This is a genomic window from Oscillibacter sp., from assembly GCF_032060045.1.
Taxonomy (GTDB): domain Bacteria; phylum Bacillota; class Clostridia; order Oscillospirales; family Oscillospiraceae; genus Oscillibacter.
The window spans coordinates 16,829-30,881 of record NZ_DAMBZJ010000003.1; the positions used below are offsets into that span (position 1 = coordinate 16,829).

Annotated in this window: 18 protein-coding genes; 17 read left to right on the forward strand and 1 reads right to left on the reverse strand. The window is 55.4% G+C overall.

All coding sequences use genetic code 11. The annotated features are described in order from the left end of the window. The 13 genes from RT018_RS02000 to RT018_RS02060 all read left to right on the forward strand — a co-directional run bounded on the left by RT018_RS02000 (nucleotide 1) and on the right by RT018_RS02060 (nucleotide 9,540). The gene (locus tag RT018_RS02000; protein ID WP_312938871.1) at nucleotides 1-645 is read left to right on the forward strand and encodes a DNA methyltransferase; all 645 of its coding nucleotides are present in this window, start codon (nucleotides 1-3) and stop codon (nucleotides 643-645) included. Further along, a complete protein-coding gene (locus RT018_RS02005; protein WP_312938872.1) occupies nucleotides 642-2,228 on the forward strand; it encodes a DUF935 domain-containing protein in 1,587 nt (528 codons plus the stop codon). The genes RT018_RS02000 and RT018_RS02005 overlap by 4 nt, the downstream gene beginning before the upstream one ends. Then, a complete protein-coding gene (locus RT018_RS02010) occupies nucleotides 2,221-2,967 on the forward strand; it encodes a phage minor head protein (RefSeq protein ID WP_312938873.1) in 747 nt (248 codons plus the stop codon). Before RT018_RS02005 ends, RT018_RS02010 begins: the two co-directional genes overlap by 8 nt. Before the next feature lie 144 nt (nucleotides 2,968-3,111). After that, entirely contained in the window at nucleotides 3,112-4,161 is a 1,050-nt protein-coding gene (locus RT018_RS02015) for a phage protease (RefSeq protein ID WP_312938874.1), read from the forward strand. A gap of 5 nt (nucleotides 4,162-4,166) precedes the next feature. Continuing rightward, a complete protein-coding gene (locus RT018_RS02020) occupies nucleotides 4,167-4,580 on the forward strand; it encodes a hypothetical protein (RefSeq protein WP_312938875.1) in 414 nt (137 codons plus the stop codon). A 22-nt stretch (nucleotides 4,581-4,602) separates the two neighbouring features. Then, complete coding sequence (locus RT018_RS02025) at nucleotides 4,603-5,490, forward strand: Mu-like prophage major head subunit gpT family protein (protein ID WP_312938876.1); 888 nt, start codon at nucleotides 4,603-4,605, stop codon at nucleotides 5,488-5,490. Nucleotides 5,491-5,522: 32 nt separating this feature from the next. Beyond that, complete coding sequence (locus tag RT018_RS02030; RefSeq protein ID WP_312938877.1) at nucleotides 5,523-5,975, forward strand: DUF1320 domain-containing protein; 453 nt, start codon at nucleotides 5,523-5,525, stop codon at nucleotides 5,973-5,975. A gap of 3 nt (nucleotides 5,976-5,978) precedes the next feature. After that, nucleotides 5,979-6,476: a phage virion morphogenesis protein gene (locus RT018_RS02035; protein WP_312938878.1), complete on the forward strand. Its 498-nt coding sequence runs from the start codon at nucleotides 5,979-5,981 to the stop codon at nucleotides 6,474-6,476. Nucleotide 6,477: 1 nt separating this feature from the next. After that, nucleotides 6,478-6,987, forward strand: coding sequence for an SON protein (locus tag RT018_RS02040; RefSeq protein ID WP_312938880.1), 510 nt, complete (start codon nucleotides 6,478-6,480; stop codon nucleotides 6,985-6,987). Continuing rightward, nucleotides 6,977-7,198, forward strand: a complete 222-nt coding sequence (locus tag RT018_RS02045; protein ID WP_312938881.1) for a hypothetical protein — start codon at nucleotides 6,977-6,979, stop codon at nucleotides 7,196-7,198. The genes RT018_RS02040 and RT018_RS02045 overlap by 11 nt, the downstream gene beginning before the upstream one ends. Then, complete coding sequence (locus RT018_RS02050) at nucleotides 7,199-8,635, forward strand: DUF2586 domain-containing protein (protein WP_312938882.1); 1,437 nt, start codon at nucleotides 7,199-7,201, stop codon at nucleotides 8,633-8,635. Between the two features lie 19 nt (nucleotides 8,636-8,654). Then, the gene (locus RT018_RS02055; RefSeq protein ID WP_312938883.1) at nucleotides 8,655-9,092 is read left to right on the forward strand and encodes a hypothetical protein; all 438 of its coding nucleotides are present in this window, start codon (nucleotides 8,655-8,657) and stop codon (nucleotides 9,090-9,092) included. 55 nt (nucleotides 9,093-9,147) lie between these two features. Continuing rightward, nucleotides 9,148-9,540 carry a hypothetical protein gene (locus RT018_RS02060; protein WP_312938884.1) on the forward strand — a complete coding sequence of 131 codons (393 nt, stop codon included), beginning with the start codon at nucleotides 9,148-9,150 and terminating at the stop codon, nucleotides 9,538-9,540. 223 nt (nucleotides 9,541-9,763) lie between these two features. On the opposite strand, the gene RT018_RS02065 is transcribed toward RT018_RS02060, so the two are convergent. Further along, the gene (locus RT018_RS02065; protein ID WP_312938885.1) at nucleotides 9,764-10,006 is read right to left on the reverse strand and encodes a hypothetical protein; all 243 of its coding nucleotides are present in this window, start codon (nucleotides 10,004-10,006) and stop codon (nucleotides 9,764-9,766) included. Between the two features lie 52 nt (nucleotides 10,007-10,058). Here RT018_RS02065 and RT018_RS02070 point away from each other — a divergent pair, with 52 nt between their 5' ends. From RT018_RS02070 to RT018_RS02085, 4 genes are read left to right on the forward strand one after another with little or no spacing between them, the layout of a single operon-like run. After that, nucleotides 10,059-12,203: a phage tail tape measure protein gene (locus tag RT018_RS02070; RefSeq protein WP_312938886.1), complete on the forward strand. Its 2,145-nt coding sequence runs from the start codon at nucleotides 10,059-10,061 to the stop codon at nucleotides 12,201-12,203. A 16-nt stretch (nucleotides 12,204-12,219) separates the two neighbouring features. Beyond that, nucleotides 12,220-12,786: a transcriptional regulator gene (locus tag RT018_RS02075; RefSeq protein WP_312938887.1), complete on the forward strand. Its 567-nt coding sequence runs from the start codon at nucleotides 12,220-12,222 to the stop codon at nucleotides 12,784-12,786. A gap of 14 nt (nucleotides 12,787-12,800) precedes the next feature. Further along, on the forward strand, nucleotides 12,801-13,559 hold the full coding sequence (locus RT018_RS02080; RefSeq protein ID WP_312938888.1) for a serine/arginine repetitive matrix protein 2: 759 nt from the start codon (nucleotides 12,801-12,803) through the stop codon (nucleotides 13,557-13,559). A gap of 11 nt (nucleotides 13,560-13,570) precedes the next feature. Then, nucleotides 13,571-13,927 carry a carbamoyl-phosphate synthase subunit L gene (locus RT018_RS02085; protein ID WP_312938889.1) on the forward strand — a complete coding sequence of 119 codons (357 nt, stop codon included), beginning with the start codon at nucleotides 13,571-13,573 and terminating at the stop codon, nucleotides 13,925-13,927. Nucleotides 13,928-14,053 lie beyond the last annotated feature (126 nt).

Sequence of the window (14,053 nt, forward strand, 5' to 3'; positions counted from 1 at the left end):
TTGATTCACGCCGACAGTCTGACTGTTCTTCGGCAGATGGAATCTGAGAGCGTGGACGCCATTATCACAGACCCGCCTTATGGTATCAACTACAAGTCAACCAAAGGAGACTCCATTAAGAACGACATGGCTCCTTTTATCTGGTGGCTCTACGATGCTTACAGAGTTCTGAAGCCCGGCGAATCCGGACGCGGTACACTGGCGTGTTTTACACGCTGGGATGTGCAACAGGTTTTCATTGACGCAATGAAGCTTGCAGGGTTCATCGTGAAGAATGAGGTGATCTGGGACAAGGTGCATCACGGCATGGGAGACACAAAAGCCCAGTTTGCCCCTGCTCATGAGAACATTATCTTTGCAGTCAAGGGTAAGTTCAGTTTCCCTGGGCACAGGCCGAAGGACCTAATTACATTCCCCAAGCTGAACGGGTCTCAGATGATTCACCCAACAGAGAAGCCTGTGGGCCTGCTGACCGACATTATCACCGCCATCACGAAGCCCGGCGATTTGCTCTGCGATCCGTTTGCCGGAAGTGCTTCAACCCTTGTCGCTGCCAAAAAGACGGGGCGACGCTATATCGGGATGGAGCTTGACGATGAACGCTATGAAGTTGCCCGGCGGCGCTTGGAGGAGGTTAAGGTATGAGCAGCAGAAAGCGCAAGCCAATGCAGGCTGCACAGGCCCCGCCCCGCAGGAGGCCGGACACGTCCGAGGTTGCCGTTGCCCAGGTAATGGACAAGTACAGCGAATACCCTTCCAACGGCCTTACCCCGGAACGGCTGGCCAACATCTTCAAGGAGGCCGACGCTGGCGACGTAATGCGTCAGATGGAGCTTTTCGAGGAGATGGAGGAAAAGGACCCGCATCTGTTCTCTCAGCTTCAGACCCGCAAGAATGCCGTCACCGGCCTCGACTATGAAATCATTCCCTTTGACTCTGACGATGAGCAGGACAAGTTGATCGCCGAGTTTATTCAGGAGCAGATCAGCAGCTTGGAGAACTTCGAGGAAATTGAGACGGATCTGCTGGACGCAATCGGAAAAGGCATTGCCGTTTCTGAAATCATCTGGGGATACGACGAGGGGCATGTGGTAATCAGTGATATCCGCTCCCGGCATCAGAAGCGGTTTCTCTGGGACAGCATTGACGATTCCTTCAAGGTCCGCACGGTGGAGCATCCCGAGGGGACGCTCCTTCCTCAGAACAAATTCCTGATCCATAAGTACAAAGCCCGCAGTGGGCACCCTTCCCGCGCCGGTATTCTTCGCGTTGTGGCCTGGATGTACCTCTTCAAGAATTACACGATCAAGGACTGGGTCAGCTTTGCCGAAGTCTTCGGTCTGCCGCTCCGGCTGGGAAAATACCAGCCGGGAGCCAGTGAAGCCGACAAGGCCGCGCTCATGCAGGCCCTGATCCAGATCGGCGCGGATGCTGCGGGTATGGTTCCGGAGGGGACCAGCATTGACTTCATCACCACACAAAAGCAAGATTCAGGCGACCTCTATGCAAGCCTTGCCCACTACTGCGACGAGCAAATCAGCAAGGCCATCCTCGGCCAGACATTGACCTCTGATTCCAGCAATAACGGGAGCTATGCCCAGAGTAAGACACACAATGAGGTTCGCCACGACCTGACCGTGGCCGACTGCAAATCTCTTGCATCCACGATTCGGCGCGACCTAATCCGCCCGCTGGTGCTCTTCAACTTCGGCGAAGACAAGCGCATCCCCTACATCCGGTATGCCTGTGAAGAATCTGAGGACCTTGAGCAGCTGGCAACAATCCTCGGCAATCTGGTGGAGCATACCGGCTTGAAGATTCCGACCAGCTACATTTATAAGAAGTTCAGTATCCCAAAGCCCAAGCCGGGCGAGGAAATCGCGGTTGCATCCTACGGCAGCACAAGCGGCCTTCCGTTCAAGCAAAATCCGGAGGCACGACTACTGTCATTGAAAGCCGTCGAGTCGGAGCACGGGACCCAGCAGCACATTGACCGTCTCGCGGATATCGCCCTCAAGCATGGCGCTGCGGCCTTCGAGCAGGCGTTTGCACCTATTCTCAAATTGGTTGAGAACGCGCACAGCCTGGAGGAGCTCCGGGATATGATGCAGGATGACAAGACCGTTGCCCAGCTTTATGCAAGCATGGACGTTTCCAATGTGGAGGAGCTGCTCCAAAAGGTTATGCTCTACGCGGATTTGGAGGGGCGGGTGAAGCCGGATGGATGAGAAAGAAATTGACGCTCTCTTCAGCCGTAAGGATATGACCTTCGAGGAAGCCGCCAAGTTTTTCGGGGACCGCATCCCGGTCACGACCTCGCAGTTCTTCAAGCTTGCCGAGCAGTACCGGAATCTCGCCTTTACGGTTTCCGGCTACAGTAAGGCTGAGATTCTCAAGCAGTTTCAAGAGGAGCTGCTGGCCGCAATCAAAGACGGAAACACGCTGCAGGACTTCCGGGCCAACATGAACGACTTCCTGAAGGAGCGCGGGTACAAGGGAGTCACGCCATTTCAGGCAGACAACATCTTCCGTACCAATGTCCAGACGGCCTATAACGTCGGTCACTATGAGCAAATGACGGACCCGGCAGTTCTGGACGCCCGCCCCTACTGGCAGTATGACGCGGTCAACGACTCGCATACCCGCCGCAGCCATCTAGCTATGGATGGGCGCGTCTTCCCGGCAAACTCTCCGGTCTGGGATACATGGTTTCCTCCCAACGGCTACCGGTGCCGCTGCACGGTCCGATCACTTTCAAAGCGGCAGGTGGAGCAGCGGGGACTGAAAGTCGAGGAGGAAGTCCCCAGCGGCGTCAAGCTGGCCGATGGCCGGTTCGTGAACATCCTCCCTGATCCCCAGTTTGATACGAACCCCGCGAAGGTGCGGTTTACTCCGGACCTGAAGGGATTCCCTGAACCGCTGAAAAAGGCATATCGGGAGCGGGAGGCTGGGAACAAACCGGAATAACGCCACAAGAGCCACAGTCGGCGCGTGAGCGGCCCGTTGCCGCAGACGGGCGATTCCACCAGCAAGCGGGAATAAGGCCGTGCGCACGGCGGTTAACGGCGTTAGAGACGGCGCGGAAAATCATGGTAAAGGAGTATAACGCAAATGAAGGACTTTATCGTCCTCAAAGGCAGCAATGTGGAGGTAACGGGAGCCCCCGAAATTATTCCGATCATTCCCCTGGGCCATGTGACCAGCTCGAAGGGTGACTTCGAAGTTGACACCGAAAGCCTGCGGGCGATGAAAGCGATGATCGCCCAGCGCGGCGTCGATCTGGTGGTCGATTATGAGCATCAAACCCTCGCCGGGGTACAGGCCCCCGCCGCCGGGTGGGTGCAGGACCTGAGCATCAAGGACGGCTATATCGTGGCCAAGGTTCAGTGGACGCCGAAAGCGGCCCAGTACCTTGAGAATAAGGAGTACCGCTACATTTCCCCGGTAGTCAACGTTCGGAAGTCGGACAAGAAGGCAATGGGCCTCCACTCGCTGGCCCTCACCAACACTCCGGCAATCGAAGATATGAAGGCCATTGTCAATTCGGATACTTTTGAAGAACAAGAAGGAGGACAAAACAATATGGAACTCATGCAGAAGATCGCCCAGCTCCTGGGTCTGGGCGAGGATGCACCCCCCGATCAGATCATGGAGGCGCTGACCGCTGCCCTCAATGATGCAAAGGCCCTGAAGGAAGCGGCGGCAAAGGCAGAACCGCCCGCCGCCGATAATGTGGTCGCAAACAAAGCGGTTTGTGAGCTGCTGGACCTGAAGGCCGGTGCCGCTGCGGACGATGTGGCCGCTAAGATCATGGAGCTCAAAAGCGGTAAGATCGGCGGCACCAATGTGCTTGAGGAGCTGAAGGCACTCAAGCAGCACAACGCGGAGCGTGCAGCCGATGACGCGGTGACGCTGGCGCTGAAGGCCGGAAAGATCACCCCCGCCCAGCAGGATTGGGCCAGAAGCTACGCGCTCTCCGATCCCGAGGGGTTCGGCTCCTTTGTGGAGAAGGCTCCCCAGATCGTGCCTCTGGGTGAGATTGAGATGGGAGATGTCAAGGCCCTTAAGAGCGATACGCTTGACGAGGCAACCCTGCTTGCGTGTAAGCAGTTGGGCGTCAGTGCAGAAGACGCTCAGAAGTTTGGACTTGGAAAGGAGTAATTTGAATGGCTGCTTTAACTGCTGAACGGGACACCGTTGAAATCTCCAACGGTGCAAGAACCCTTGTGCTCCCGGTGAAGGGAGATACCACCATCTATCAGGGCTCTATTGTGGCCCTGAATGCGGACGGCCTTGCCGTTCCCGGCGCGACCGCTGCGGATCTCACGGCGGCGGGCCGGGCGGAGGAAACGGTGCAGAACACTGGCGGGGACGGTGCAGCTTCCGTCAAGGTCTGCCGCGGTGTGTTCGTCTTCTCCAATACCGCCACCGCTGAAAACAAAGTTGACGCCTCTCATGTCCTGAAGGACTGCTACATTGAGGACGATCAGACCGTGACCGCGCTCTCCACAGGGGCCTCCGTCGCCGGACGTGTGATCCGGGTCGACGATGAGGGCGTCGCCGTGGAACTCGGCCTATAACGATTAAGGAGGACAAACAATCATGCTTATTAACCCGCAATCGCTCCGAGGCATCTACGTTGCCTATAACACCTTGTTTAATAAGATGTTTCAGGCACAGAAGCCCATCTATGAGCAGGTCGCCACGATCGTACCTTCCACCACCGATACCGAAACCTATGCGTGGCTGGGCGATATGCCCGGTATGCGGGAGTGGATCGGCGACCGCGAGATTCAGAACCTGAGCGCGTCCGACTACTCCATTAAGAACAAAGACTTTGAGTCAACGATCGGTGTGCCCCGCAACGCCATTGAGGATGACAAGCTCGGTATCTACAATCCCTCTGTTCAGATGCTTGCTCAGTCCGCTGCCATGCACCCCGACAAGCTGATCTTTGACTTGCTGGGGAACGGATTCACGGAGAAGTGCTACGACGGTGAGGCATTCTTCTCCACGAACCACAAGGTAGGCAAGCAGAAGGTCTCCAACAAGGACACTGCAAAGCTGACCATGAAAGCATACATCGCGGCCCGTACCGCCATCATGTCCATGACCAACAGCAAAGGTGAGCCCCTGGGTCTGGTGCCTGATACGCTGGTCGTGCCTCCGGCGCTGGATGCTGCCGCACGCGATATTTTGGTCGCCGATGTTATCAACGGCACCCGAAACACCATGGTGGGTACTGCAAAACCACTGGTGGCTCCTCGGCTGGCGGGGCATGACACCTCCTGGTTCCTGCTCTGCACGAGTATGCCGATCAAGCCCCTGATCTATCAGAAGCGCACAGCTGCGAAGTTTGTTTCCCTCACTGCTGAAACTGATGAAAATGTCTTCATGAAGAAGGTGTTCATCTATGGCGTAGATTATCGCGGCAACGCCGGATATGGGTTCTGGCAGATGGCTTACGGCAGCGACGGCAGCACTAATTAAGTCACCAGCACTCAGCCGAAAGGAGGCCCATCATGTACAGCAATAGTGATGCAGTTAGGGCAATGCTCAAGGATGACGCGCTGAATACCATCATCGGTGACACCTTTATCGAAGACCCGGCTGAGCGTGAAACCAAAATCGGCCCTATCATTGACAGCGCTATCGCCGATGCCGACGGAGAGATCGACGGCTACCTCGCCAAGAGGTACGCCGTCCCCATCTCCCCGGTTCCCAAAATCATCAACAACTGCTCAAAGGATATCGCGGTCTATAACCTCTGGGCGCGTATTGGGATCAGCGAGGACACCGGAGAAAAGACCTATCTCAATCGCTACAACTCCGCAATCAAGTTCCTGACAATGGTTGCCGAGGGCAAGGTTTCTCTCGGGATGCCGTCCGATGATACTGCCACGGCGGCAGCCAGCGGGTTTTCAATCAAGTCCAACCACCGGCTGTTCAATCGGGACTCCCTCAAGGGGATGTAGTCCGTGGCAGATTTCAGTATTCGGCTTGAGGGCGACACGCGACGCCTGCTCAAAAAGATGAAGGACTTCTCAGAGCTTGATAAAAAGAAGGTCAACGCAGTTTCCGGGCAGGTGGTCAGAGAATCGACTCTGGAGCGGTTCAAGCAAAGCCGGGACCCTGCCGGGAAGTTATGGAAGACCTCCAAGCGGGCGGCGGAGAGTGGCGGGAAAACGCTGGTTGAAACTGCAACACTCCGCAATTCCATTCACGTACACTCGGATGCTTCCGGCTTCGCGGTGGGTACCAATCTCAAGTACGCTGCCACGCATCAGTTCGGTGATCCGGGCCGCGTCATCAGGGCGAGAAAAGCGAAGGCGCTCCGATTCCAGATCGGCGGGAAATGGATTAGCAAGAAGTCTGTCCGCATCAAGATTCCCGCCCGGACATACCTTGGACTTTCGGATGACGACCAGCAGGAGATCAAGGGCACGGTTGAGGATTTTATTGCACGGGAGGACTAATATGTACGCCGAAAGCAAGCGGTATCTTTTGGACAAGCTCAAAGCCGCAGGCCTCAAGTCCAATCCCTATACCAGCGAGAAGGCTCTGGAAAAGAGCCTGGAAAGTCACATCGGCGCAGTGCTGTTCGAGTCAGAGGGCATCCTCCGAAACGGCTCCAAAACCTATTTTAAAGACGAAGAGGGAGCGCGGAAAAAGAGGAGGAAAATTTTTGACCGGAAGCTGATGTTCAATGTGATTATCGGAGATTACTCCGACGAAGCCGTTGAGACCCTGTTTGAGGCGTTCCTGTGCAGTCTGAACAAGGGCATCTATATCAGGGGGAACTATGTTCCGATCACGGTGGAGGATGCGGCTTGGGTGGATAAGGACGATACCCTGCTTAAATCAAAGGTGGCCGTTCAGATCAATATCAGTTTTGACGGCGGTCTCTATAAGGACACGGACTTCACAAAGATTTCCGCTCTGGAGGTCGAGTCCGTAGAAAGGATGGAATTTACTAATGGCAACTAAATCCCAGACGGATTCTTCGGAGCTTCTGGAGCTTGAGGAGCTGCGCCGCAAGCACGGTATCAAAGCGCCTGTGTTTGCGGGGGTCTGCTCCGCAAACGGATGGAAGCCCGGTAAGCTGCTCACCGGCGAGGAGTTTCTCGCTGCGGTCAGCAAATTCAGCGGAGCCCCCATGGACGGGCGATCCGTAAAAGAAAGAGGGGCGAAAACCTAAATGCTCAGAGACGTAACTCATAAAGTCACAGACGGTCTGCTGGGCCTGTCAACCACAAAGGGCGACGGCCTGCACGTCAAGATCGGCGTTTCCCCTATCGTATCCGACGCCCCGATCCTGATTGTCGGAGACATGTCAGCGGACAAAATCAAGGCCGCGCTTGGACTTTCTCCGCTTGCGGACGCCGCGATGGATTCCGTGCAGTGGGGGTCCAGCAAACTGTACTGCATCCCGGTCGCAGCGTCCACCCCCGGAACGGTGGGGCTGTTCAATAAAACGGGTACCGGCTTCGGGAGCCTGACAATTGCCGGAAGCCCTACCAACGCTTTTGGCATCCTTGTAAAGATCACCGCCCAAGGAACGCTCAACACGGCTTCCTTCGCCTATTCCATCGACGGCGGCTACAGCTTCAGCGACGATATCACGGTACCGTTGTCCGGCGCTTATGAAATCCCCGGCACCGGATTGACCGTGACCTTCGTTGAGGCAACCGAGGCAGAGCAGAAGCCCAGCTCGTTCCTTGTCGGCGACAGCTACGCTGCCGCCAGCACGGCCCCCACCATGACCAACGCGGATGTGCTGGCCGCGATCGACAAGCTCAGGACAATTCCCATTGTATTTGAATTTGTCCATATCGTCGGCGAGAGCATTCCGGCGCTCTGGCAGGCCGTCAGCGCTGCACAGCTGGAGTTGCAGGATACTTACAAGAAGCCCCTGTTCTTTACGCTGGAAGCCTATACCCCCGAAGATGGGGAGGATATGCTGACCTATGCGCTGCGGATGGAGGCCGACCGGGCCAAGGTTGCAAACTACAATATTCAGGTGGTTGCCGCCCGTGGCCTGCTGGTTAAGCTGGATGGCACCACGCAGGACGTCAATCTTGCCGGGCTTGTGTCCGGGCTCTATGCAAAATCCTCGGTGCAGGTTTGTGTCGGCAAGGTCCGCGAGGAGGCAGGCTTCGGGATTCCCAAGGACTCCCTTCTGGAACTGCGGCCCGAGGGTATCCGCGAGGTGATCGAACGGCTTGACACTGCAGGGTATCTGACCTTCCGGGACTACGACGGCATTGATTACTTCTACGTATACAACGCCAGAATGCTGAGCCCGTCGGGCAGCGACTACCGTTATGCCGAGGACGTGCGGGTTCTGAACAAGATCATCCGCGAAACCCGCAAGGAGGCCATCCCCATTCTGAAGGACGACATTGATCTGGAAGATGTGCAGGGGGAGCTTGAGACCCGCGCGAGGTTCATGTTCCCGCCCCTGCAGAAGATGATTGAAGCAAACGAGATCAGTTCTGCAGAGATTACCGTACCGGACGGCCAGGCGGAGACCATCCTCGACGATGAAAAGATGCGGGTGAAAATCCGCTATCTTTCCAGAGGGTATATCCGCGAGATTGAGGTTGATCTGGGCCGGGCACAGGCCAAGGCATGAGGGGAGGAAATAATAAACCATGTCACTGAAAGTAAATGGTAAAGCCTACGATTGGGGCGATGTGGATGTCAAGATTCCCGGCCTTGTGCTGGAGGTTCAGGAAATCGACTATGACGACGAGTTCGACATGGAAGAGACCTACGGAAAAGGCAACAAGCCCAGAGGATACGGCACCGGCAATTATAAATCGTCCGGAAAAATCACGGTGCTTCGGGATGATTATGAGGCCCTGCTGGCCTACTGCAAGGCAAAGGGCATCCCGTTCTATAAGCTGTACATCCCGTCCGTTGTGGTTTCCTACGCCAACGCAGAAGACCGCACCCGCATTGACGAGCTGCGCAAGGTCAAGTTTTCCAAACGCAGCAACAAAGCCGCCCAGGGTGACAAGTCCATCAAGGTGGATATGGACATGATGATCTTCGGCGGCATTGTGCAGGATGGCGTCGAGCCCGTGTAACCGGCGTTACTGGACACCGTTATCTCAAAATAATTGATAGCAGGAGGATCACTCAATGGAAGAAATCATGAAAGCAGAAGCCACAACCGCGCAGTCCACCGCCGTTACGGCGGCAGGAACGAGGGAATCCAAAGAAGCGGCTCTTAGATCGAAGTATGGAAAGGTCTACTGCGTGGCCATGACCGTACCCGTGGATGATACGGAGGAGCAGGAATACTCCTACTACTTCCAGCGTCCGTCCGTGCCCAGCTATGATCGCTACATCAAGACCGCTTCCCAGGGCATCACCAAGGCCAGCAAGGCGTTCATGCTGGATGCCGTGGTGGACGAGGATCAGGAACGGCTTATCTCCGATATGGAGGTAAACCCCGGCATCGCCATCACCATTGGCAACAAGCTCACGGAGATTCTGGGCCTGACCAACTCGGTAAATTTGAAGAAGCTCTAAGGGAGAAGGTCGAGGAGGTCAAGGGGAGCCTGTATGAAAGCGGGCTACTGGAAATCTACAGGTTCCTCCCTCCTCCTCTCTTAGAGAATTTTGACCCGGCGAAGGTTGATTTTGATGAGTTTCTCAGCTATCTGGCAAAGGCACGTTACGTTCAGGAGCTTGAGCAGGCTCTTTTTGCGAAGGCCATCTCCGAAGTGTTTGGGGAATAAAAAAGGAGCCGACCTTAAAAGATCGGCTCCTTCCCGGATAACTTTGCTTTATAAAGTACGGTTGCATTTCGAATCATTCTAGACGTACTCTCGCCCTTTTTGTCCTTCTGCTTTCCAACGTTGTTTTGGAATCCAACCCATAGGCAGTATGGAATGATGTAGATAGCCAAAGGAACAAAAATCAACACAGCAAGCCCAACGCCAAGGCAAAGCGCGAACACCAACACCTTCAGCATTACCCCAAAAATGACCATCATCAGCGCCTCCTCTTTTCTTCCAAAATATCACAACGGGAGGTGAAAGGCAAGCATGGGTTTAGAATCCGTTTTTAAATTGTCCCTCATCATGAACATGATCGACAACCTGACCGGGCCTATGGCTAAGGTTTCAGCCAGCACAGGAAGCTCCATTTCCAAAATTGACGGACTGAGCCAGTCCTTCGCAAATGCCGCCAAGGCGGGCGCGGCCATGGCCGGAATCGGTGCGCAGATCACAGACGCGGCACTCGCGCCGGTGGCGGCGACATTTGAAACAAAGAACGCGCTGGGTGAGCTTTCTTCCCTGGGCGTAAAAGACCTGGGGGCCGTTGAAGACGCCGCCAAAAAGTTTTCAGATACATGGGCCGGGACCACGAAGTCCGATTTCATCAGCGCTGCCTACGACATCAAGAGCGGCATTGCGACGCTTTCAGATGAGGGCGTCGCGCAGATGACCGATCTGGCCAGCCTCACGGCGAAGGCCACAAAATCCACAGCGGGAGAAATGACGTCGCTGTTTGCCACCGGCTACAACATCTACAAGGATTACTACGGCGATCTGAGCGACCTCCAATTTGGGGAGATGTTCTCATCAGGTATCGCCCAGAGCGTCAAGCAATTCAAGACCACCGGCTCCGGCATGGCCAATTCCATTCAGACACTGGGAGCCTCGGCTACCAACTCCAATATACCGCTGGAGGAACAGCTCTCCATTCTGGGTATGCTGCAGTCCACCATGGGCGGTGCGGAGGCAGGCACCAAGTATAAGGCGTTCCTTCGCTCCGTGGCAAAGGGAGGCGAGGAGCTGGGCCTTAAATTCACAGACACCAATAATCAACTTCTCAGTATGCCGGAGATCATTGACAAGCTGCGGGGCAAATTCGGCGAGACCATGGACGCAGCCGAAAAGATGAAGCTCCAGCAGGCATTCGGAGATTCCGAAGCGGTTTCCTTAATTGATCTCATGTACAACAAGACCGGCGACCTGCAGGGCAATATTGTGGATATGTACGGAGCGCTCAGCTCCGGGGTGCAGATTACGCAGGATATGGCCAGCGCCATCAACTCCACAGACCCACAGCGTTTTCAAGTGCTGAAGCAGCAGGTGCAAAACGTCAAGGAAGCCATCGGCGACACGCTGCTTCCGACAATCAGCGGACTCATGGAGAAAAGCGCTGCAGGCATTGAACAGTTTGGAGCATGGGTCCAGAACAACCAGCAGCTCGTGAAGGTGATCATGCTCGTGGCGCTTGGCCTCGGCGGATTCCTGACAGTGGCCGGATCAACGATTGCCGTAGTCGGTGGCATCGGGCTTGTGTTCACAAAAGCATCCGGGCTTCTTGGAGGTTTTGGTAAAGCAATTGCGAACCTTCCCGACACAATTACCACAGTTCGCCTTTATGGAATGTTTGCCATGGATGCGATCAGGAAGGTGGGCGGTGCGCTCCCCGGCTTAATTTCAACCATCGGCAAATTCGGTGCGGCGATCCTTGCCAGCCCCGTCACTTGGATCATCCTCGGTATCGTGGCCCTGATCGTAGTGATTGTTCTGCTTTACAAGAACTGGGACAAGGTGACGACCTTCTTCAAAACCGCGTGGACAGCCGCCTGCAATGGAGTTGGAGCCGGAATTGACTGGATCAAAAACGGCTTTCAAGGATTTATCACATGGATCGGCGAGAAGATTGCATGGTTCGGAGAGTCCGGCAAACGGCTCATTACCACCTTTGTCAATGGCATCAAGTCTGTGGCGTCAAAACCGATCGAGGCGGTAAAGGGTATCTTCGGCAAGATCGGGAATCTGTTCCCCCACTCCGACGCCAAGGAAGGCCCCCTCTCCACGCTGACGCTCTCGGGCCGCAGGACCATGACGACCTATGCCCAGGGCGTATCTCTGGCACAGGCCGCACCGGCGCAGGCAATCCAGAAGGGATTGAGCAAGGCAAAGGTTACGCTGGACCGTGAGCCTGTTAAAAAGGTTCGCTTCGGCAGCGGCAACGATCAGGACGCAGATACCGATGAAACGAAGAGCAGCTCCTCCGGCGGCAAGCGCGTGATTATTCAGAAGCTGCTCATGCCGGTGGACCTCAAGCAGATGAAGGACCTGAAGCAGCTGCTCAAGCTTCTGGCCGAGATTGAAGATTATGCCAACGGAAACGACGGTGAATCGGACGATTTAAGTCCCGAACCGGCTTAACTGAGGGAGGACGGCTATGATATTTCTTGAAGACCAAAGCGTTAAGGTGAATGGAGTCGTCCTCCCCGGCGTCGTCAAAAGTATTGAGGTCGTGGAGTCGGCCCAGATTGATGAGCAGACCGTGGAGGGCAGCTCCACAAAGCCCAAGCAGGCCACGGGTTATGAGGATGCGAAGATCAATGTTGAGCTTATCCTCGACGATACGGCCACGCAGACCAAGTATCAGCGGCTGGCGGTCGTCCGGACTCTCTTTCGGAAGTCCGGGCAGACCGTCCCCCAGCCAATTCCGTTTGTGAATGAGGACACTGCTGCCCATGGAATCAGCAAGGTGCTGTTTAAGGGGCTGACCCACAAGATGGAAAGCAAGCGGGACCAGCTCTCAGTCACCCTTGAGTTTTGGGAGTATGTCCCTCAAACCATCAAGGCGTCTAAGAAGTCCGGCTCCGGCAGCAGCGGCAGCGCATCCAGCAATCTGACCGCAGACTACAAATCCTATCTCACAACGAAGCGGGGGCAATCTCCGGCTGTGGACGACGCCAGTTCAACAGATGCGCTCAACAGTGTGGCGCAGATGCCTTACTAAAGGAGGTCGGCAGCATGGAAATCACGGAGCTGTACTACCCGCAGATCGCCGTTCATGCCGGGGGCTATACCTTCGATCGCGGGATTCGCATTGAGGTTCATTCCTCAAAAGACTCCTATTATGACTGGGCGAAAGTTCGCTTCACCGAGGAGTATCAGGAAAAGATATCTCTGTCCAGAAAGGCATCGGCCTCCGTTGAATTGGGTTATAACAATGTCTATGACGAGACCTTCTCCGGCTATGTAGCCAAACCCTACAGTACCGGTGCCAATGCCGACGAGATCATCCTGAAGGATGCCATGCTGCTTCTGGAGGATCTCACGATCAATGACACCTACCTCAACACAACGCCTCAGGAGATGATTTCCCACTTCTTATCGCTGGCAGACATCACAGACGTGAGCCTGTCACCCCAGACATACCCGGAGCGGAAGCGGGTCCCCATATGCGGCCTGTCCGGCGTCAAGGCAATCAGCGCGGTCAATGTTGCCTGGGGTCTGAAGAACAAGTTCTTTTTTTCGGGCGGTACGTTTTACTGGGGCACCGCGCCGACGCAGGATAAGGTCTATGCCTTTGAGTACGGCATTAACATCCTGAGCTTGGAGCGCTCGGGCGGTGAGTGGATCATTGAGACGGTTTCGGCTCCATTCGTCAAGCACTCCCACAAGATTGCCGTTACACATCCGAAGGTGACCGGGACCTTTGAAGTCTCGAAGGTGGTCTTCTCCACCAACGAAGACGGGTTCATTCGCACGTACATTTATTTTAGCTGAAGGAGGCGCAAATGGGAGACCTGGAACAGTTTGTGAAAACCGTGGTGGAGAAGCAGTACCCGCACCTGAAGCGGCCTGCCGTCGTGTATGCATCCGTCACCGCTGCGCAGATGCTCTCCGATACCTACACGCTTACCAACCTTCAGATTACAAACACCGATTCTTCGACATCGTTTAACGGCAGCATCAAGGCTCACTGGTTTGAGTATTCCCTCCGGGTGCTGGATCAGTTCGGCAACGAGGATGAGAGCTATCCGGAGATTCCGGCAGTACGGTCGAAGCTGCAGCTTAACACAGGGGCCACCGTGGCGGTTGGTTACGCCTTCAACACCGTGGAGCCTGTCATCATTGGGGAGGTGGTTTTATGACCGGCTTGACCGATACGGACATCCGTCTGGACGATGACGGCCAACTCACGCAGGGTGCGGACGGCGATGCGCCTCTCTGCTCCGGCGCGGATTGCCTTTACCAGTCCATCGTTCTGGAGGCAACCA

Coding starts and splice junctions, on each gene's coding strand:
- RT018_RS02065 (WP_312938885.1), bottom strand. CDS start 10,006: ATGATGGTCATTTTTGGGGTAATGCTGAAGGTGTTGGTGTTCGCGCTT.
- RT018_RS02085 (WP_312938889.1), top strand. CDS start 13,571: ATGGGAGACCTGGAACAGTTTGTGAAAACCGTGGTGGAGAAGCAGTAC.
- RT018_RS02015 (WP_312938874.1), top strand. CDS start 3,112: ATGAAGGACTTTATCGTCCTCAAAGGCAGCAATGTGGAGGTAACGGGA.
- RT018_RS02075 (WP_312938887.1), top strand. CDS start 12,220: ATGATATTTCTTGAAGACCAAAGCGTTAAGGTGAATGGAGTCGTCCTC.
- RT018_RS02030 (WP_312938877.1), top strand. CDS start 5,523: ATGTACAGCAATAGTGATGCAGTTAGGGCAATGCTCAAGGATGACGCG.
- RT018_RS02045 (WP_312938881.1), top strand. CDS start 6,977: ATGGCAACTAAATCCCAGACGGATTCTTCGGAGCTTCTGGAGCTTGAG.
- RT018_RS02070 (WP_312938886.1), top strand. CDS start 10,059: ATGGGTTTAGAATCCGTTTTTAAATTGTCCCTCATCATGAACATGATC.
- RT018_RS02080 (WP_312938888.1), top strand. CDS start 12,801: ATGGAAATCACGGAGCTGTACTACCCGCAGATCGCCGTTCATGCCGGG.
- RT018_RS02060 (WP_312938884.1), top strand. CDS start 9,148: ATGGAAGAAATCATGAAAGCAGAAGCCACAACCGCGCAGTCCACCGCC.
- RT018_RS02040 (WP_312938880.1), top strand. CDS start 6,478: ATGTACGCCGAAAGCAAGCGGTATCTTTTGGACAAGCTCAAAGCCGCA.
- RT018_RS02050 (WP_312938882.1), top strand. CDS start 7,199: ATGCTCAGAGACGTAACTCATAAAGTCACAGACGGTCTGCTGGGCCTG.
- RT018_RS02020 (WP_312938875.1), top strand. CDS start 4,167: ATGGCTGCTTTAACTGCTGAACGGGACACCGTTGAAATCTCCAACGGT.
- RT018_RS02055 (WP_312938883.1), top strand. CDS start 8,655: ATGTCACTGAAAGTAAATGGTAAAGCCTACGATTGGGGCGATGTGGAT.
- RT018_RS02005 (WP_312938872.1), top strand. CDS start 642: ATGAGCAGCAGAAAGCGCAAGCCAATGCAGGCTGCACAGGCCCCGCCC.
- RT018_RS02010 (WP_312938873.1), top strand. CDS start 2,221: ATGGATGAGAAAGAAATTGACGCTCTCTTCAGCCGTAAGGATATGACC.
- RT018_RS02025 (WP_312938876.1), top strand. CDS start 4,603: ATGCTTATTAACCCGCAATCGCTCCGAGGCATCTACGTTGCCTATAAC.